A 17324-nucleotide genomic window follows, 5' to 3' on the forward strand; every position below is an offset into this window, starting at 1 on the left:
TGGGAGCCCCCTGAGCGTCGCGGGGGTCGTCCCGGGGTGGGGCCGGGGGGTTTTCCGGGTGTCGCCGTCGACGGGCAGCCACCAGGATGGGGACGTGCCCCGCCCGGGGTGTCCTCGCAGGTCGTCGGAAGGTCGGTCGTGCTCACCACGCTCACGAAGTCGGTCGCGGTCCTCGCCGCCGCGGTGCTCGGCGCGACCCTGGGGCTCGCCGCCCGGGGCGTGGACGCGGCGCTGGCGCGCGTGCCCGCCCCGGCGACCCGTGCCGTCGGCCCGGCGCAGCCCGGACCGGCGCCGCTGCTGGTGACCGCGACGCCGTCGGCGGTGCCCGACGGGACGACGGGCACCACGGTCCTGCGGGGCGCGGAGGTCCCGCCGACGTCCTAGCCTGACGTCATGGCCCGCTACCTCGACGTGCACCCGCACGACCCGCAGCCGCGCGCGATCGCGCAGACCGTCGCCCTGCTGCGCGAGGGCGCCGTCGTCGCCTACCCGACGGACTCGATGTACGCCCTGGGCACGCGGGTCGAGAACCCCGACGGGCTCGAGCGCATCCGGCGCATCCGGCACCTGGACGACAAGCACCACTTCACGCTGGTGTGCGCCGACTTCGCCCAGCTCGGCCAGCTCGTGCACCTGGACAACAGCGCGTTCCGCGCGATCAAGGCCGCGACGCCCGGCCCGTACACGTTCATCCTCCAGGCCACCCCCGAGGTGCCGCGCCGGCTCGCCCACCCCAAGAAGCGGTCGGTCGGCGTGCGCATCCCCGACCACCCCGTCGCGCAGGCGATCCTGCACGAGCTCGGCGAGCCGCTGCTGTCGAGCTCCCTGGTCGTCCCCGGCGCCGAGTGGCCGATGACCGAGGGCTGGCAGATCAAGGAGGAGCTCGACGCGGTGCTGGACGCCGTCGTCGACGCGGGCGACTGCGGGACCGAGCCGACCACGGTGGTGGACTGGACCTCCGGCACGCCCGAGGTCGTGCGCGCGGGCGCGGGCGACCCCGACCGGTTCTGACGGCGCACCGGCACCGCGCGGAGGAGACGTGGACGAACCGGCAGCCGACCTGGCAGGGGGCGGCGGCGAGCGCGTCGGGCGGCTGCCGCGCCCGCTGCGGACGGGCCGCTTCGCCACCCGGGACGGGGTGGAGAGCCCCGTGCACGCCCCGCGCGGGGACCCTCGCGTCGCGTGGCACGAGCTCGAGCGGCTCGTCGAGGTGACCACCTGGATCCTGGGGCCGCACCGGTACCCGCTGGTGCTCGCGAGGCCCGACGACGGCGGCCCCGAGCTCCTCGTCGACTGGTACCCGCCGGACCGGTGGCCGCCGCCGTTCGACGACGTCGCCACGGGGCAGCCCCCGTACCTGCGGCACGACCAGTACGACATGCGGACCACCGGGGTGGTGCGACCCGACGAGGTCCTCGACGCCGTCGAGGTCGTCGAGGAGCTGGACCCCGCCGTGTGGGCGACCCGGCCGCCGCCACCGCGACCGCCGGGCCCGAGCCTCCCGACGGGACCGCCGCGGGTCCTGCGGCCCGGACGGCGTCGCACCCCAGCCGCCGCACCCGCGGCGCCACCGCTCCCCCGCCCCTCGGGGGTGTACGCCGACCTCGACGGGCAGACGTACGCGGCCGTGTCGGCGCACAAGCCGCGCCTGCGGCTGCTCGCCCCCGGGCAGGGGCCCGTGCCCGCGGGGTTCGAGGAGGACGGCCGGGGTGTCCGGAGCCGGCTGGTGCCTCGCACCGCGGTGACGCGGATCGTCCGGGTGACGACGTGGGCGCGCTGGCGCGGGCACGAGGTCGAGGTCGTCCAGGTGAGCGACGGCCGCGTCCGCGTGCAGGGCTGGACGTACCCGCCCCCGGACGAGCCGGCCGTGGGGACGCCGGAGAACACGTACTGGGAGGTGTGGACCGCGCCGCAGGAGCTCGACGCGGTCCGGGAGGACGTCGTCGAGGTGCCGCGCTGACGGCGGTGCCCGGCCCAGCGACGACGGACCGCCCGTGCCCGGGGGCGCGCGGCGGTCCGTCGTCGTGCGTGCCGGTCAGGACGTGGTGCGGAAGGTCTGCACGGGGCCGTAGGTGGTGCCGTGGGCGTTCTGGGCGACCACGCGGTAGTAGTGCGTCGTCGCCGGGGCGAGCCCGCTGACGGCGGCCGTGGTGGACATGTCGTAGCCGACGGCGGCCATCGTGACGGCCGTGGTCTTCTTGCCGAGGGCGGACGTCGTGCCGTGCTCGAACCACACGGTGCTCGCGGCGTGCCGGGTGTTGACGTTGGCTCCGAGCGTCGTCGTGGTCCGGGTGGTGCCCGACGCCCAGGACTTCGCCGTGGTGGGCCTGCCCGCGGTGCTGAAGCTCGTGGTCCGCACGGTGCTGCCCGCGTCGGTCGTGGCCGTGACCCGGACCTGGTAGGTCGTCGACGGCGTCAGCCCGGTGGCCCGGCCCACGACCGTGGCCGCCCACGTCACGGCGGGGACGGCGGTCGTGGTGCTCGCGCCGTAGGCGGTGGTGGTGCCCCACTCGAACCGCGTGCTGCCGGCCAGCCCGTTGGGGTTGACCCACGCGGTCAGGTCGCTGCTCGTCGTGGTGATGGCCTTGGCGGACGTGGACAGCGTGGGCAGGGCGACGGCGCTGACGCCGACGGTGTCGACGGACGTCAGGCCGCGGGCGTCGGTGACGGTGAGCCGGGCCGTGCGGGTGCCGGCCGTGGTGTACGTGTGGGTCAGGTCGGACGGGGGCGTGCCGGTGCCGGTGCGCGCCGCGGAGCCGTCGCCGGGCTCGAACCGCCACGACGCGACCCCGGTGCCGGTCGTGGACAGGGACCCGGCGCTGCGGGAGGCGTCGAACCGCACCGCGAGCGGGGCGGGGCCGTGCACGGTCGAGGGCTGCAGCCACGCGCTGGGCACGCCGTGCGCGGCCGGCACGGTGGCGGCGTCCTTGAACCCGCTCATCGAGGTCGCGCTCGAGTCGACCCACCACGGGCAGGTCCCGTGCTGCTGGAAGTACACGACGGCCTTGATCTCAGGCCACGAGGCGAGCGTCTGCATGGACTCGCGCATCCACGTGGCCTTGCGCGTCGGGTTCGCCGGGTCCTCCGACGAGCCCCACTCGGCGAGCATCAGCGGCTTGCCGCGGGCCCGCCCGAACTCGCGGAACGGGCCGGCGATCTCGGCCATCGGCCGCCAGGCGGCGGGCACGTGCGACGCGCAGCCGAACCAGTTGTAGGCGTCCAGCCCGAGCCAGTCGACGACGTCGTCGCCGGGGTAGAACTCGGCCGCCGTCGGCCCCGAGGTCGTCTTGATGAAGACGGTCGGCGTGACGATCCACGTCCACACGACGTTGGTCACGCCCTGCGCGCGGAACGTCTCCACGTAGTGCCGCCAGGCGGCCCGGAAGTCGGCGCCGGTGCCGTGGGCGGGCGCGTAGTCGGGCTCGTGGTGGAACGTCAGGAAGACGGGCACCCCGAGCGACCTGATGCCCGCCGCCTGGCTGCGGATGCGGGCGTCGTGGTCGCCGCGTGCGACCGACGCCCACGACAGCCGCGAGCCGTCGCGCAGCCGCGGCTCGATCGACAGCACGGGTGTGCGACCCTCGGCCAGGCCCGCCTGCACGACCGGCGGCGGCATGGTGTCGTCCCACAGGCTGTACGTGCGCTGCAGGTCGAGACGACGGTCGATCTTCTGCTCGAACCCGGCGTAGGCGGCCTCGACGGTGGGCTCGGACCGCTTGGCGACGAACGCGCCGAACAGCATCCCCTCGTCGGGCGCCACGTCCGGCGGGCCGGCGGCCGACGCCCCGGTGGGGGTCAGCAGGACCGCGGCGAGCGCCACGGCGACGGCGGTGGTGACCAGCTTCCGGACATGCGTGCGCGCTGCGTGCATGACGCCCCCTCGTTCGGCAGCCTGGCGGACCGCGTGGGCCCCATGGCTTTGCGACCCCGCCTCGCGACGGGTGTGCCCTTTCGTGATCCCGACACCGTAGGAACCGCGCGACGGTGCGGCAAGGGTCCCAGGCGGGGGACCGGATGCGACGATTCGGTCATCCAGACCGACGTCGCAGCGTGGGGCGCTGCGGCGCCTCGCGGGTTTCACCCGCGACACACCCGTCCTGGGACGACATGAACGCGCGCTCAGTGGTAAAAGCCTGCGGTCGGGGAGGATGCCGGGATGACCGGACGAGGAGCCCCGCACGACGCGTCCTCCGTGGCCCGTGCCGCGGCCGCGTGCGGCGACGTCGCCGCGCTCGACGCCGCCGTCACCGGCTGCCGCGCGTGCCCGCGCCTGGTGGCCTGGCGCGAGGACGTCGCCGCGCACCCGCGGGCCGCCTTCCGCGGGCAGGAGTACTGGGGCCGTCCCGTCCCGGGCTTCGGCGACCCGGACGCCGGGGTGCTCGTCGTCGGGCTCGCGCCGGCCGCGCACGGCGCCAACCGCACGGGCCGCATGTTCACCGGCGACCGGTCCGGCGACTTCCTGTTCGCCGCCATGCACCGGGTCGGCCTCGCGTCGCAGCCCACCTCGGTCTCCCGCGGCGACGGCCTGGAGCTGCACGGCGTGCGCGTCACCGCACCGGTGCGCTGCGCGCCGCCCGCCAACGCCCCGACGCCCGCGGAGCGCCGCACGTGCGGGCCGTGGCTGGACCGCGAGCTCGCGCTGGTGGCGCCGCGGGTGGTCGTCGTCCTCGGCGGCTTCGGCTGGCAGGCGGTCCTCGCGACGCTCGCCGAGCAGGGCTGGGCGGTGCCGCGCCCGCGGCCGTCGTTCGCGCACGGCGCGGAGGTGACGCTGCGCAGGTCAGGGGCGCCGGACGCGCTGACGCTGCTCGGGTGCTTCCACGTCAGCCAGCAGAACACGTTCACCGGGCGGCTGACGCCGCCCATGCTCGACGCGGTGCTCCGGCGGGCGCAGGCGATCGCCCGGACAGGTGCGGACGCGGACCCGGAAGAGTGACCCCGGCGGCGTTCACACGCCCGTATCCTCCCGGTCTGTCCCTCGTCACACCCCACCCCTAGCGTCCGTGGGTCTCGCCGGACGTGCCGGCACCCCTGAAGGAAGGACCACCGTGGCCGCACCGCGACCGCAGGAGCCTCGCGCCCGACTGACCAGGACGGTCACGTCGTGCGCGCTCGCCGCCGCCCTGATCCCGACCGCGCTCGTCCCGGCCGTCGCGTCACCGGTGGCGGCCGCCCCGGCCGACGGCACGGTCGACCTGCAGCTGCTGGGCGTCAACGACGTGCACGGCCGCCTCGAGCCCGACCTGCGCAGCGGTGTCGCGGGCCTGCCCGTGCTGGCCGGTGCGGTCGCACAGCTGCGGGCCGAGAACCCCGCGACGGTGCTGGTCTCGGCGGGCGACACCATCGGCGCGTCCACGTTCACGTCGTTCATCGCGCAGGACTCCCCCACGATCGAGGCGTTCAACGCCGCGGGCCTGGCGGTCTCGGCGGCCGGCAACCACGAGTTCGACCGCGGGTTCGCGGACCTCGCAGGCCGTGTCGCCGACGAGGCGGACTTCCCGATCCTCGGCGCGAACGTCTACGCGAAGGGCACGCAGGACCCCGTCCTGCCGGAGTCGTGGGTGACGACCGTCGAGGGCGTCACGATCGGCTTCGTCGGCGTCGTCACCGCGCAGACGCCGTCGCTGGTGTCGCCCGCGGGCATCGCGGACCTGGACTTCGGGGACCCCGTCGAGGCGCTGGACCGGGTGTCGGCCGAGCTCGCCGACGAGGTCGACGTCGTCGTGGGTCTCGTGCACGAGGGCGCCGAGACGACCTCGTGCGCGCAGATCGGCGCGGCCGACGACGCGTTCGGGCGGGTCGTGCGCGAGACGTCCGCCGACGTCGACGTGATCTTCTCCGGCCACACGCACCTGGGCTACGCGTGCGCGTTCGACGTCGCGGGCTCGGACGTGCAGCGCCCGGTCGTGCAGGGCGGGCAGTACGGCTCGCACCTGGCGCGGGTCCGCCTGACCTGGGACACCGCCGCCGAGGAGGTCGTCGGGGTCGCGACGGACCTGCTGCCGACCGTCGTCGGCGGCGCGCCGGCGTACCCGGCGGACCCCGCGGTGCAGGCGGTCGTCACCGCCGCGACGGCGGCCGCGGCCGAGGCCGGCGCGGTCGAGGTCGGCACCGCCACCGCCGCGATCCGCCGCGCGTACGTCGACGGCGTCGAGGACCGCGGGTCCGAGTCGAGCCTCGGCAGCCTCGTCGCGGACTCCCAGCGGTGGGCGACGAGCCGCGACAACCCCGCGTACGGGGGCGCCGAGACCGACCTGGCGTTCACCAACCCCGGCGGCCTGCGCGCCGACCTGCCGGCCGGCACCCTCACCTACCGCGACGTGGCCAACGTCCAGCCGTTCGCCAACACCCTCGTGGTGCTGGAGATGCGCGGGTCGCAGGTCCGCCAGGCGCTCGAGGAGCAGTGGCAGCCCGCCGGCTCGACGCGCCCCAAGCTGTACCTCGGCACGTCCGGCAACCTCACGTACACGTACCTGGAGGAGGCCGAGCGCGGCGCGCACATCACGTCCGTCACGGTCGACGGCGAGCCGCTCGACCCGACGGCCACGTACCGCGTCGCGGTCAACTCGTTCCTCGCGTCCGGCGGCGACGGCTTCGCGGCCTTCGCCGAGGCGGCGTCCCGGGCCGACTCCGGGCAGATCGACCTCGAGGCCGTCGTGTCCTACGTCGCGGCGCACAGCCCGATCACGCCGCCGGAGCTGGGCCGCTCGATCGTCTCGACCGGCTCGGAGCCGACCCCCGTGCCGACCACCCCCGCCCCGAGCCCGACCCCGACGCCCACGGCGGGGCCGACCACGCCGGCCCCGAGCCCGACCGTCACCCCGACGCCGACGCCGACCACCGGGGCGGACTGGGTGCGGGTCGACCTGCGCACCGGGCAGGTGCGCGTCGGCGGCGTGCTGCGGGCGACCCTGACGGGCCTGGAGCCCGGGCAGCGCGTCACGGCGACCGTCTACTCGACCCCGGTGGAGATCGGCACGTTCACCGCCGACGCGGACGGCGAGATCGCGATCGCGTGGACCGTCCCGTCGTCGCTGCCCGTGGGTGAGCACCGCCTCGTGCTGACGTCCGACGGCCTGGACCCGGTGGAGGTCGAGCTCGAGGTGCTCGCCGCCACGAGCGAGGCGCTGGCCGCGACGGGCGCGACGCTCGCGTCCGCGCTGCTCGTGGCGCTGGCCCTGCTGGGCGCCGGCGCCGGCGTGCTGCACCTGCGCCGCCGCGCGGCGGGCCGCACGGCCTGACGCACCCTCGACGGCCCGGTCCCCGCGCGGGGCCGGGCCGTCGGCGTCCCTGGCCCCGGGCCCGGACTCGCCCCCGGGGCGGGGCCTGGGACCCCGTGGGCGGCGGGACACCAGGTCACCCGGACGGGCGACCTCCACCACGGGCCCGCACGCAGTCCATCGGGCGTTCACCTGCCCGACCCGTCCCGGTCCCTCCCGCTTCGTGACCCGCACCTAGCGTCCTCGCGTCCGCCGGACCGGCGGCCCCCTGCGAGGAAGGACCTCCGTGAGCGACCAGCGCCCCGCGCACCCGTCACGCTCCCGACGGCTCACCGCCACGCTCGCGACGACGGCCCTGGCCGCCACGACCCTGGTCACGGGTGCGCTGGTCGCGCCCGCCACGGCGTCGGTCGTCGCCGAGCCGGTGCGGCACGCCGCCGACGACGCGTCCGTGCGCCTGACCCCGGTCGGCACGTACGCCACCGGCCTGTTCGACCAGGCCTCCGCCGAGATCGTCGTGCACCACGCGGCGACGCAGCGCCTGCTGGTGGTCAACGCCGAGTCCGGGCAGGTCGACGTGCTCGACGCGTCCGACCCCACCGCCCCGACGAAGGTCGGCACGATCGCCGTGGCCGGGGTCGTCGACGCCGAGGGCACGACGATCCCCGCGGGCGCTGCCGTGAACTCCGTCGCGGTGCGCGCCGACGGCCTCGTCGCGGTCGCCGTGGAGCACGCGACCAAGACGGAGCGCGGCTGGGTGGCGTTCGTCGACGCGGCGACGCTCGACGTGCTGGGCGCCGTGCGCGCCGGCGCGCTGCCCGACAAGGTGTCGATCTCTCCCGACGGCGCCTGGGCGGTCAGCGCCGACGAGGGCGAGCCGGCGGACGACTACTCCACCGACCCGGCGGGCTCCGTGACGGTCGTGGCGCTGCCGGGAACCGTCACGGCCCCCGGGCAGGACGCGGTCCGCACGGCGGGCTTCGAGGCGTACGACGCGGACGGTGCGCTGCCCGAGGGCGTGCGCGTCTTCGGGCCCGTCGGCCCGGGGTACCCCCCGGTGCTGCCGTCGCTGAACCTGGAGCCCGAGTACGTCGAGGTCGTCGGCGGCACCGCCTACGTGACGCTCCAGGAGGCGAACGCGATCGCGACGGTCGACCTGGCGTCGGCCACGGTCACGGACCTGTGGGCGCTGGGCACGCAGGACCACGGCGACGTCGCGCTCGACCCGTCGGACCGTGACGGCGGCGTCGCGCTGCGCACGTTCGAGGGCCTGCGCGGCATGTACCAGCCCGACGCGATCACCTCGTACGAGGCGGGCGGGGCCACGTACCTCGTCACCGCGAACGAGGGCGACGTGCGCGAGTGGGGCGACTACGTCGAGTCCGCCCGCGTGAAGGACCTCGGCGACGACGGCCTCGCACCGGTGTGCGCCCCGCTCGCCGGGCTGACCGGTGACGCGGACCTGGGCCGCCTCAACGTCTCGACGGCGTCGGGCCTGTCGGAGGACGGCTCCTGCTACGCCGAGCTGCACGCGTTCGGGTCGCGGTCGTTCTCGATCTGGTCGACCGACGGCACGCGGGTGTACGACTCGGGGTCCTCGTTCGAGCAGGTCACGGCCGCGGCCGCGCCCGAGGCGTTCAACTCGAACCACACGGTCACGAACCTCGAGGGTCGCAGCGACGACAAGGGCCCCGAGCCGGAGGCCGTCGCGGTCGGCGAGGTCGGCGGGCGCACGTACGCGTTCGTCGGGTTCGAGCGCGTGGGCGGCGTCGCCGTCTACGACGTCACGGACCCCGCCGACGTGGCCTACGTCAGCTACGTCAACAACCGGGACCTGTCGGTGTCCGTCGAGGACGGCGGCGACCTGGCCGCCGCCGGCGACCTCGGGCCGGAGTCGATCGCGTTCATCTCCGCCGAGGACTCCCCGACGGGGGCGCCGCTGCTCGCCGTGGGCAACGAGGTGTCCGGCACCACGACGCTCTTCGCCGTCGAGACCGACGGCACCGTGGAGCTGCAGCTGCTGGGCATCAACGACTTCCACGGGCGGATCGAGGCCGGGTCCGGCGGGGTCGCCGGTGCGGCCGTCCTGGCCGGGGCCGTCGACGAGCTCCGCGCGGAGAACCCCGCGACGGTCTTCGTCTCCGCGGGCGACAACGTGGGCGCGTCGACGTTCACGTCGTTCATCGCCCAGGACCGGCCGACGATCGACGCGCTGAACGCCACCGGCCTGGAGGTCACGGCGGTGGGCAACCACGAGCTCGACGGCGGCTTCGACGACCTGGTCGACCGGATCGCCCCCGCGTCGGACTACCCGCACCTGGGCGCCAACGTGTACCGCGCGGGCGCCGACGAGCCGGCGCTGCCCGAGTACGAGGTCGTCGAGCGTGACGGCGTCCGGATCGGTTTCGTCGGCGTGGTCACCGAGCAGACGGCGACGCTCGTCTCCCCCGCGGGCATCGCGGGCATCACGTTCGGCGACCCCGTCGAGGCCCTCGACCGGGTCGCGGCACGCCTGCACGCCGAGGACCTGGCGGACGTCGTCGTGGCGCTCGTCCACGACGGCGCGGAGTCGAGCGTGTGCGAGGACGTCGAGGCCGCGGACGACGCGTTCGGCCGGCTCGTGCGCGAGACCTCGGCCGACGTGGACGCGATCTTCTCCGGCCACACGCACCGCGCGTACGCGTGCACGTTCGACGTCGAGGGCTCCGACGTGCCCCGGCCCGTCGTGCAGGGCGGCCAGTACGGCACGCACCTGGCGCAGGTCGGCCTCACGTGGGACGCGGCCGCGGGCGAGCTCGTCGCGGCGTCGGCGGACGTGCTGCCGCTCGTCGTCGACGGCGCCCCCGCCTACCCGGCCGACCCCGACGTGCAGGCGGTCGTCGACGCGGCCGTCGCCGACGCCCAGGACGCCGGGTCCGTCGAGGTCGGCTCGATCACGGCCGACATCACGCGGGCCACGACGGCCGACGGATCCGAGGACCGAGGCGCGGAGTCGTCGCTGGGCAACCTCGTCGCGGACGTCCAGCTGTGGGCGACGAGCGAGGACAACCCCGCCTACGGCGGCGAGCCCGCGGACGTGGCCGTGATGAACCCGGGCGGGCTGCGTGCCGACCTGCGCTTCGGCGAGGACGGCACGCTGACCTACCGGGACGTCGCCGCGGTCCAGCCGTTCGCGAACACCCTGGTGGTCGCCGAGCTCACCGGCGAGCAGCTGGTCGACGTGCTCGAGGAGCAGTGGCAGCCCGACGGCGCGACCCGCCCGAAGCTGCACCTCGGCGTCTCGGCGAACCTGCGGTACGAGTACGTCGTGGACGCCCCGCGCGGCGAGCACGTCGTCTCCGTCGAGGTCGACGGCGCGCCCGTCGACCCGGACGCGACCTACCGCGTGGCGGTGAACTCGTTCCTCGCCTCCGGCGGCGACGCGTTCTCCACCTTCACGCAGGCCGCGTCCCGCACCGACTCCGGGCAGGTCGACCTCGCGGCGACGGTCGCCTACGTGCAGGCGCACAGCCCGGTCGAGCCGGCGTCCACGGGGCGCGCGGTGGTCACGGTCGGCGGCGACGACGACGGCAGCCCGACGCCGTCGCCCACGCCGGCACCGACCGCGCCGGACGCCGGGGCGGGCTGGGTCACGATCGACCTCGGTGCGGTCGAGGTGCGGCGCGGCGGCGAGCTGCGCGCGGACCTCATGGGCCTCGAGCCCGGGCAGCGCGTCACCGTCACGGCCCGCTCGACGCCGACGGTGATCGGCACGTTCACCGCGGACGCCGACGGGCAGGTGCTGGTGCGCTGGCGCGTGCCGGCGGACTTCCCGCTGGGCGAGCACACGCTCGAGGTGACGTCCCAGGGCCTGGACCCCGCGTCGGCGACGTTCGAGGTGCTGGCCGCGTCCGCACCGGGCGGCGCGCTCGCCTCGACGGGCGCGACCGTGCTGGTCGCGCTGCTCACGGCCCTCGGCCTGCTCGGTGCCGGCGGCGGCATCCTCTGGTGGCGCCGCCGCGCGGCGGCCGCCTGACCGCACCAGCACCACGGACGGCCCGGCCCCCGCGCCCGCGGGGCCGGGCCGTCCGTCCGCTGCGCCCGGTCGACGGCGCCGGGAGGACCCGGAGGCCGGACCGGTCCGACCACGGGGGGACGCGGCGGCGCGCGGCGCTCGTCGATGATCCTCGGCGTGCCCTTCACGCTCGCCCATCCCGCCGCGGTGCTGCCGCTCGTCCGCGGCCCGCTCGTCCCCGCGGCCCTCGTCGCGGGCAGCCTGAGCCCCGACGTCCCGTACTTCGTGCCCGCGCCCCGGTACGCCGGCGCCTGGTACGAGCCGTTCGTCAACGCGACGACGACCCACGCCTGGCCCGGGGCACTCACGGTGGCCGTCCCCACGGCCGTCGTGCTGCTGGCCCTGTGGTGGGTCGTCCGGGCGCCGCTCGCGGATCTGCTCGTCCCGCCCGCGGACGCCGCTCCGGGCGACGCCCGGCACGACCTGCGACCCGGGCGGGCCGCGGCGCAGGCGGGATGGGTGGTGGTGTCGCTGGTCCTCGGCGTCCTGACCCACGTCGTGTGGGACTCCTTCACCCACGGCGACGGCGTCGTCGTGCAGCACGTCGCCTGGCTGCGCGAGCCGCTGGTCGGCGACGTGCCCGCGGGCCGGGTCCTGCAGCACGTCAGCACCGCCGTCGGCCTCGGCGTGCTCGCCGTGTGGGCTGCCCGGCGCGTGGTCCGGTGGCACGCCGCGGGCGGGCGTCCCGCCCCTCGGGGGGTGGTCGTCGCCGGTGCGCTCGGGCTGATCGGTGCTGGCGCCGGCACCCTCGCGGCCGTCGGGGCGCACGAGCCGGGCGCAGGTGTGGAGCACGCCCTGGCGGCTGCGGCGACGGGAGGTGGGGCGGTCGTCGCAGCCGCGGTGCTGCTCGGTGCCGTCGTGTGGCACGTGCACCGCGCCGCCACGCGTGCGACCACGCGGGCGGGCGGCGCCGACGTCCCCTCGGCGCCCTGAGGGCGCGGGCACCGAGGGGCGGCGGCCTGCCCGTCAGAGGGCGGCGATCGCCTCGTCGACCCGCAGGTGCCCGCTGACCAGCTCGAGCTGCCGCCCGACGGTGGACGGCTCGGCGAGCACGGCGGCGAGCACGAGCGCGACGTCCGCCCGCGGCACGTCGCCGGGCTCGACCGTCTCGGCGAGGGCGACCCGGGCGGTGCCGGGGTCGTCGGTCAGCCGGCCGGGGCGCACGATCGTCCAGTCGAGGCCGCTGGCGCGCAGGTACCGGTCGGCGTCGCGCTTGGCCGTGACGTACGCCGCCCAGACCTCGCCCGCGTCGGGCCCGACCGGCGTGTCGACTCCGATGGCGCTGACCTGCACGAACCGCTGCACGCCGGCGCGGCGGGCGCCGTCGACGGACTTGGTCGAGCCCTCCAGGTCCACGGTCCGCTTGCGGGCCACGTCGCCGTCGGGCCCCGCACCGGCCGCGAACACGACGGCGTCGGCGCGGGCGAACGCCGCCGCGTACCCGTCGACGTCCGCCGCCTCCAGGTCGAGCATCGCGGGCGTGGCACCGGCCAGCGCGAGCTCGTCGGCGTGCTCCTGACGCCGGACAAGCGGCACCACGGTGTCGCCGCGCGCGAGCAGCAGCGGCAGCAGGTGCCGGGCGATCTGACCGTGGCCGCCGACGATCACGACGCGCATCAGGCCGTCTTCCCGCCGGTGACGAGGATCCGGTCCCCGGTGACGTAGCTGGACTCCTGCGAGGCGAGGAACACGTACGCGGGGGCGAGCTCGGCCGGCTGGCCGGCGCGGCCCATCGGGGTGTCGGCGCCGAACTGGTCGACCTTCTCGGCGTCCATGGTCGCCGGGATCAGCGGCGTCCAGATCGGCCCCGGGCACACCGCGTTCACGCGGATGCCGTCGTCGGCGAGCTGGGCCGCGAGGCCCTTCGTGAAGTTGAGGATGGCGGCCTTGGTGGACGCGTAGTCCAGCAGGCCGGGGCTGGGGTCGAACGCCTGGATGGAGCTGGTGTTGATGATCGCCGAGCCCGCACCCAGGTGCTTCAGGGCGGCACGGGTGATCCAGAACATCGCGTAGACGTTGGTCTTGAGCACCCGGTCGAGCTGCTCGGTGGTGATGTCGGCCAGGCCGCCGGGCTGAGCCATCTGGTACGCCGCGTTGTTGACCAGCACGTCCAGGCCCCCGAGCCCCTCGACGGCGCGCTCGACGAGCTCTCCGCAGAACGCCTCGTCGCGGATGTCCCCGGGCAGCAGCACCGCGGTGCGGCGGGCCTCGTGCACCCAGCGGGCGGTCTCGCGCGCGTCGTCCTCCTCCTCGGGCAGGTAGCTGATCGCGATGTCCGCGCCCTCGCGCGCGAACGCGATCGCGACGGCCCGTCCGATGCCGGAGTCACCGCCGGTGATCAGCACCTTGCGACCGTCGAGCCGCCCCGAGCCCCGGTAGCTGAACTCGCCGTGGTCGGGCTGGGTGTCCATGTCGTCGGTGCGCCCCGGGTGCTCGATCTGCTCGCCCGACTGGGCCTCGGGACCGGGGTGCTGCGTGGTCGGGTCCTGGGGTGTCGTCTGATCGCTCATGCGTTCCATCGTGCGTGCCCGGCCCCGCTCCGGCATCTGGGCGCCCCGCCACCACCCTGCCGCCCGTGCACCCGCCCCCCGCCGACCCCGTCATCCCTGACGCCGCCCCGCCCCCACCCACCGCAGATGACGGGCTGGCCTCCTCAAGGTCCACCACTGCACCCGCCGACCCCGTCATCCGTGCCGTCCACGACCCCCGGAGCGGCGCAGATCACGGGGTCGGCGGGCCGGGGGCGGGCGACGGGCTGAGGGCGACGTCAGGCGGGCGGGTGCGCCCGGCGGCGCAGGACGAGGGCTGCGCCGGTCACCAGGGCGGTGAGCGCCAGCAGGACGAGGAGCGCGGGAAGCAGCGCGACGAGATGCGTCGTCGCGCTGGATCCGACCGTGGCCTCGCCGACCGCCTGTTCCCTCGCCGGTTCGACGACCTCGTCGGCGACGAGCCGCAGGGCCCCGTCGTTCTCCTCGACCGTGAACCGGTGCGTCCTCGACCAGTGCGCCAGGACGTCCTCGCCGGTGCCGTCGCTGGTCACGAGCTCGGTGAGCACCCCGGCCTCGACGACCTGGCGGTCGCCGGTACGCGTCACCACGACCGCCCCGACCAGGGTCGTGGCCGACTCGGTGATCGCCAGGCCCTCGGCGGCGAACTCCTCCCGGTCGTCCTGCGCGGCGGCGACCATCGCGGGCGGGGCGTCGACGTCCATGCCGTCCGGGAGCGTGCCGGCGCGGACGCGGTCGACGTCGGCGAGCGCCGCGAGCAGCAGGTCCTCGACCGGCCGAGGGGCGGCACCCGCACCGGCGTCGGGCGGGGCGACGCCGACCTCGGACTCCTCGGGCGTCCCCTCCGGTCCTGGGGTCGCCGCCGGCGCGTCGTCCGGCGCGGGCACGTCGTCCGGCGACGGCACGTCGTCCGGCGACGGCACGTCGTCCGGTGACGCCACGTCGTCCGGTGACGGCACGAGCGCTGCCTCAGGTGCGGCGGGGTCTCCGGGCGGGGCGGGCGTCGCGACCGGGGTGGCCGGTCCGAGCCGGGTGGACGCCCCGGACGCCCCGCGGACGGACGCCGAGGCCGCGGCCCCCGGTGGCGGGCCCGCGACGGCCACGAGCGCGACGACGGCGCAGAGGACGACGGTGCTCGGACGGCCCACAGCTCCCCCTGGTTCGGCGCACGACGCACGGCGAGGTGCCCCGCCACACCCGCAACCTAGCGCCACGTCCCGCCGGGCCCGGGCCCTCGGACCTGTATCAGGCCGACCGCGGGGCCGGACCAGACTTTGTTCGATGGGCGAAGAAAGGGTAGCGTCGCGGCGACGCCGACGAAGGAGCCGCCGTGAACACCTCGCCCGCCACTCCCCCGCCCGGTGCGCCGGACGACGACCTCCTCGGCGGGTACGTCGCCGGCATGACCTGGGGGTGGACCGGCGGAGGCCGCGGCACCTGGACGGGGCCCGCGGCCGACGCGTCGATGGACGCCATGGTCGACCGCCTCGGCGTCACCTGGGTGACGCTGGCGTTCGGCGCGCTCCAGGACACCCCGCAGTCCACGACGATAGCGTGGCGCGAGGCGCCCACACCCACGGACGACGAGGTCCGCACCGCGATCCGGGCGGCCCACGCGCGCGGCCTGCGGGTCTGCCTCAAGCCGGTCGTCAACGTCCGCAACGGCACCTGGCGCGCGCACATCGCGTTCTTCGACGTCGACGTGCCGTGCGAGCCCACGTGGGCGCAGTGGTTCGCCGCGTACACGGAGTTCATGACGCACTACGCGCGGATCGCCGCCGAGGAGGGTGTCGCCATGCTCTGCGTGGGCTGCGAGATGGTGCAGTCCGACAAGCGCGAGGACGAGTGGCGGGCCCTCGTGGCCGCGGTCCGCGCCGAGTACGACGGCCTCGTCACGTACAACTGCGACAAGTACCAGGAGGGCGCCGTCCGCTGGTGGGACGCGGTCGACGTCGTCTCGTCGTCCGGCTACTACCCCGTGGACGACTGGGAGGCCCAGCTCGACCGCATCGAGCCCGTGGTGCGCGCGACCGGCAAGCCCTTCCTGTTCCTCGAGGCCGGCTGCCCCAGCCGGGAGGGCTCCCCCGCGCTGCCCAACGACTGGGCGCTGCCGGGCGCCCCCTCCGGCGAGGCGCAGCGCGAGTGGTACGAGGCGGCGTTCGCCGCGTGCGCGCGGCGCGACTGGGTGCGCGGCTTCATGCTCTGGGACTGGCCGACGCCGCTCTACCCGGCGACGGACGCCGCCACGGACGACGACTACTGCCCGTACGCCAAGCCCGCCGAGACGACGATCCGCGACGCGTTCGCCGAAGCATCGGCCTGACCGGCGTCACCCCCGCCGGCGGACCCCGACGACGACGGCCGTCACCGCCACCAGCAGCGCGCCGGATCCCGCGAGCGCGGCGCCCCAGCCCCGCGTGAGCACGGCCCGGGCCGCGACCTCGTCCGCGGGGCCGTAGCCGGACCAGGCCCCGGTGCGCACGAGCAGCAGCACCCCGACGACCGCCAGGGCCAGACCGAGCCCCGCCACCACCGCCGAGGCCCTACGCTCACGCCTGGTCACAGGTCGACCCTGCCGGAGCGTGCAGGTTCCCGACAACCCCCTTGGAGCACCCGTGTTCGCCGGTGTGAGCGCCTTCCCCCTGACCCCTGTGCGCGACGAGGAGCTCGACGAGGACGCCCTCGGGCTGCTCGTCGCGCGCGCCGCCGAGGCCGGGGTGGACTCCGTCGGGGTGCTCGGGTCCACCGGCAACGCCCCGTACCTCTCGGTCGACGAGCGGCGCCGCGTCGTCGAGCGCGCGGTCCTCGAGGCCGGTGACGTGCCCGTGCTGGCCGGCGTCGGGGCGCTGCGGTCGACGGACGTGGTGGCGCTCGCGCTCGACGCGGCCGACGCCGGCGCCGCCGGCATGCTGCTCGCGCCCGTGTCGTACCACCCGCTCACCGAGGCGGAGGTGCTGGGGCTGTACGAGGACGTGACGTCCGCGGTCCCGCTGCCGCTGGTCGTCTACGAGAACCCCCGGACCACCGGGGTGACGTTCTCCGACGTCCTGTGGCGGGACGTCGCGGCGCTGCCCCACGTGGTCGCCGTCAAGTCGCCGGGCGTGCCGGGCGGCGTCCAGGCCGCGCAGGCCCGTGTGGCGCACCTGCGCTCGCTCGTGCCGTCGCACGTGGGCGTCGGGGCGTCGGGGGACGCGGTCGCCGTCGCGGCCCTCGCCGCCGGGGCGGACACCTGGTGGTCGGTGCTCGCCGGAGTCGCGCCGGGCGTCGCGGTGCGGCTGGCGCGCGCGGTGCGCACGGGCGACGACGAGCTCGTCGCCGCCCTGACGGACGCCCTGGGGCCTGCGCTCGACCTCATCACCAGGCGTGGCGGCGTGCGCGTCGCGGCCGCGCTCGCGGAGCACCGCGGCTTCGTCGACGGTCCGTGCCTTCCCCGCCCGCTGCGCGGCCTCGACGGTGCCGAGACGGCGACGGCGGACGCGGCCCTCGCGGCGGCCGAGCGGCTCTGACACGCACGGGCCCGGCGCTGCTGTGGGCGGGCCTGCGTAG

General features: G+C 76.1%; 14 protein-coding genes and 1 riboswitch. Of the genes, 9 read left to right on the forward strand and 5 right to left on the reverse strand.

What is annotated here, in order from left to right; translation table 11 throughout:
* Positions 1-138 precede the first annotated feature (138 nt).
* Genes FBY24_RS05215 through FBY24_RS05225 form a run of 3 tightly spaced genes read left to right on the forward strand, consistent with a single transcriptional unit; the run spans position 139 to position 1960 of the window.
* The gene (locus FBY24_RS05215; protein WP_142158675.1) at positions 139-384 is read left to right on the forward strand and encodes a hypothetical protein; all 246 of its coding nucleotides are present in this window, start codon (positions 139-141) and stop codon (positions 382-384) included.
* 9 nt (positions 385-393) lie between these two features.
* Positions 394-1011 carry an L-threonylcarbamoyladenylate synthase gene (locus tag FBY24_RS05220; RefSeq protein ID WP_142158677.1) on the forward strand — a complete coding sequence of 206 codons (618 nt, stop codon included), beginning with the start codon at positions 394-396 and terminating at the stop codon, positions 1009-1011.
* Positions 1012-1039: 28 nt separating this feature from the next.
* Positions 1040-1960 (forward strand): hypothetical protein, encoded by a 921-nt coding sequence (locus FBY24_RS05225; RefSeq protein ID WP_142158678.1) that lies wholly within the window; start codon positions 1040-1042, stop codon positions 1958-1960.
* A gap of 75 nt (positions 1961-2035) precedes the next feature.
* Here FBY24_RS05225 and FBY24_RS05230 read toward each other — a convergent pair whose 3' ends face one another.
* Positions 2036-3871 (reverse strand): PKD domain-containing protein, encoded by a 1836-nt coding sequence (locus tag FBY24_RS05230; RefSeq protein WP_142158680.1) that lies wholly within the window; start codon positions 3869-3871, stop codon positions 2036-2038.
* A 12-nt stretch (positions 3872-3883) separates the two neighbouring features.
* A riboswitch (cyclic di-GMP riboswitch) is annotated at positions 3884-3958 on the reverse strand.
* 198 nt (positions 3959-4156) lie between these two features.
* Between FBY24_RS05230 and FBY24_RS05235 the strand changes: the two genes are divergently transcribed.
* The 4 genes from FBY24_RS05235 to FBY24_RS05250 all read left to right on the forward strand — a co-directional run bounded on the left by FBY24_RS05235 (position 4157) and on the right by FBY24_RS05250 (position 12204).
* The gene (locus FBY24_RS05235; protein WP_142158682.1) at positions 4157-4933 is read left to right on the forward strand and encodes a uracil-DNA glycosylase; all 777 of its coding nucleotides are present in this window, start codon (positions 4157-4159) and stop codon (positions 4931-4933) included.
* A 112-nt stretch (positions 4934-5045) separates the two neighbouring features.
* Entirely contained in the window at positions 5046-7238 is a 2193-nt protein-coding gene (locus tag FBY24_RS05240) for a bifunctional UDP-sugar hydrolase/5'-nucleotidase (protein WP_255432233.1), read from the forward strand.
* A gap of 265 nt (positions 7239-7503) precedes the next feature.
* Positions 7504-11232 carry a choice-of-anchor I family protein gene (locus FBY24_RS05245; RefSeq protein ID WP_142158684.1) on the forward strand — a complete coding sequence of 1243 codons (3729 nt, stop codon included), beginning with the start codon at positions 7504-7506 and terminating at the stop codon, positions 11230-11232.
* 156 nt (positions 11233-11388) lie between these two features.
* Positions 11389-12204, forward strand: coding sequence for a DUF4184 family protein (locus FBY24_RS05250; protein WP_255432234.1), 816 nt, complete (start codon positions 11389-11391; stop codon positions 12202-12204).
* A 33-nt stretch (positions 12205-12237) separates the two neighbouring features.
* Here the strand turns inward: FBY24_RS05250 and FBY24_RS05255 are convergent, their stop codons facing one another.
* From FBY24_RS05255 to FBY24_RS05265, 3 genes are all read right to left on the reverse strand, one after another.
* Complete coding sequence (locus FBY24_RS05255) at positions 12238-12888, reverse strand: SDR family oxidoreductase (protein WP_142158686.1); 651 nt, start codon at positions 12886-12888, stop codon at positions 12238-12240.
* Positions 12888-13781, reverse strand: coding sequence for an SDR family oxidoreductase (locus FBY24_RS05260; protein WP_140459361.1), 894 nt, complete (start codon positions 13779-13781; stop codon positions 12888-12890). The genes FBY24_RS05255 and FBY24_RS05260 overlap by 1 nt, the downstream gene beginning before the upstream one ends.
* A 257-nt stretch (positions 13782-14038) precedes the next feature.
* Positions 14039-14926 carry a hypothetical protein gene (locus tag FBY24_RS05265; protein ID WP_142158688.1) on the reverse strand — a complete coding sequence of 296 codons (888 nt, stop codon included), beginning with the start codon at positions 14924-14926 and terminating at the stop codon, positions 14039-14041.
* Positions 14927-15180: 254 nt separating this feature from the next.
* Here FBY24_RS05265 and FBY24_RS05270 point away from each other — a divergent pair, with 254 nt between their 5' ends.
* Positions 15181-16101 (forward strand): 1,4-beta-xylanase, encoded by a 921-nt coding sequence (locus tag FBY24_RS05270; RefSeq protein WP_142163198.1) that lies wholly within the window; start codon positions 15181-15183, stop codon positions 16099-16101.
* Between the two features lie 6 nt (positions 16102-16107).
* On the opposite strand, the gene FBY24_RS05275 is transcribed toward FBY24_RS05270, so the two are convergent.
* Positions 16108-16311, reverse strand: coding sequence for a hypothetical protein (locus tag FBY24_RS05275; RefSeq protein ID WP_160158438.1), 204 nt, complete (start codon positions 16309-16311; stop codon positions 16108-16110).
* 94 nt (positions 16312-16405) lie between these two features.
* Between FBY24_RS05275 and FBY24_RS05280 the strand changes: the two genes are divergently transcribed.
* Positions 16406-17284, forward strand: a complete 879-nt coding sequence (locus FBY24_RS05280) for a dihydrodipicolinate synthase family protein (protein ID WP_255432235.1) — start codon at positions 16406-16408, stop codon at positions 17282-17284.
* Positions 17285-17324: the final 40 nt, after the last annotated feature.

It is taken from the genome of Cellulomonas sp. SLBN-39 (assembly GCF_006715865.1).
GTDB lineage: Bacteria > Actinomycetota > Actinomycetes > Actinomycetales > Cellulomonadaceae > Cellulomonas.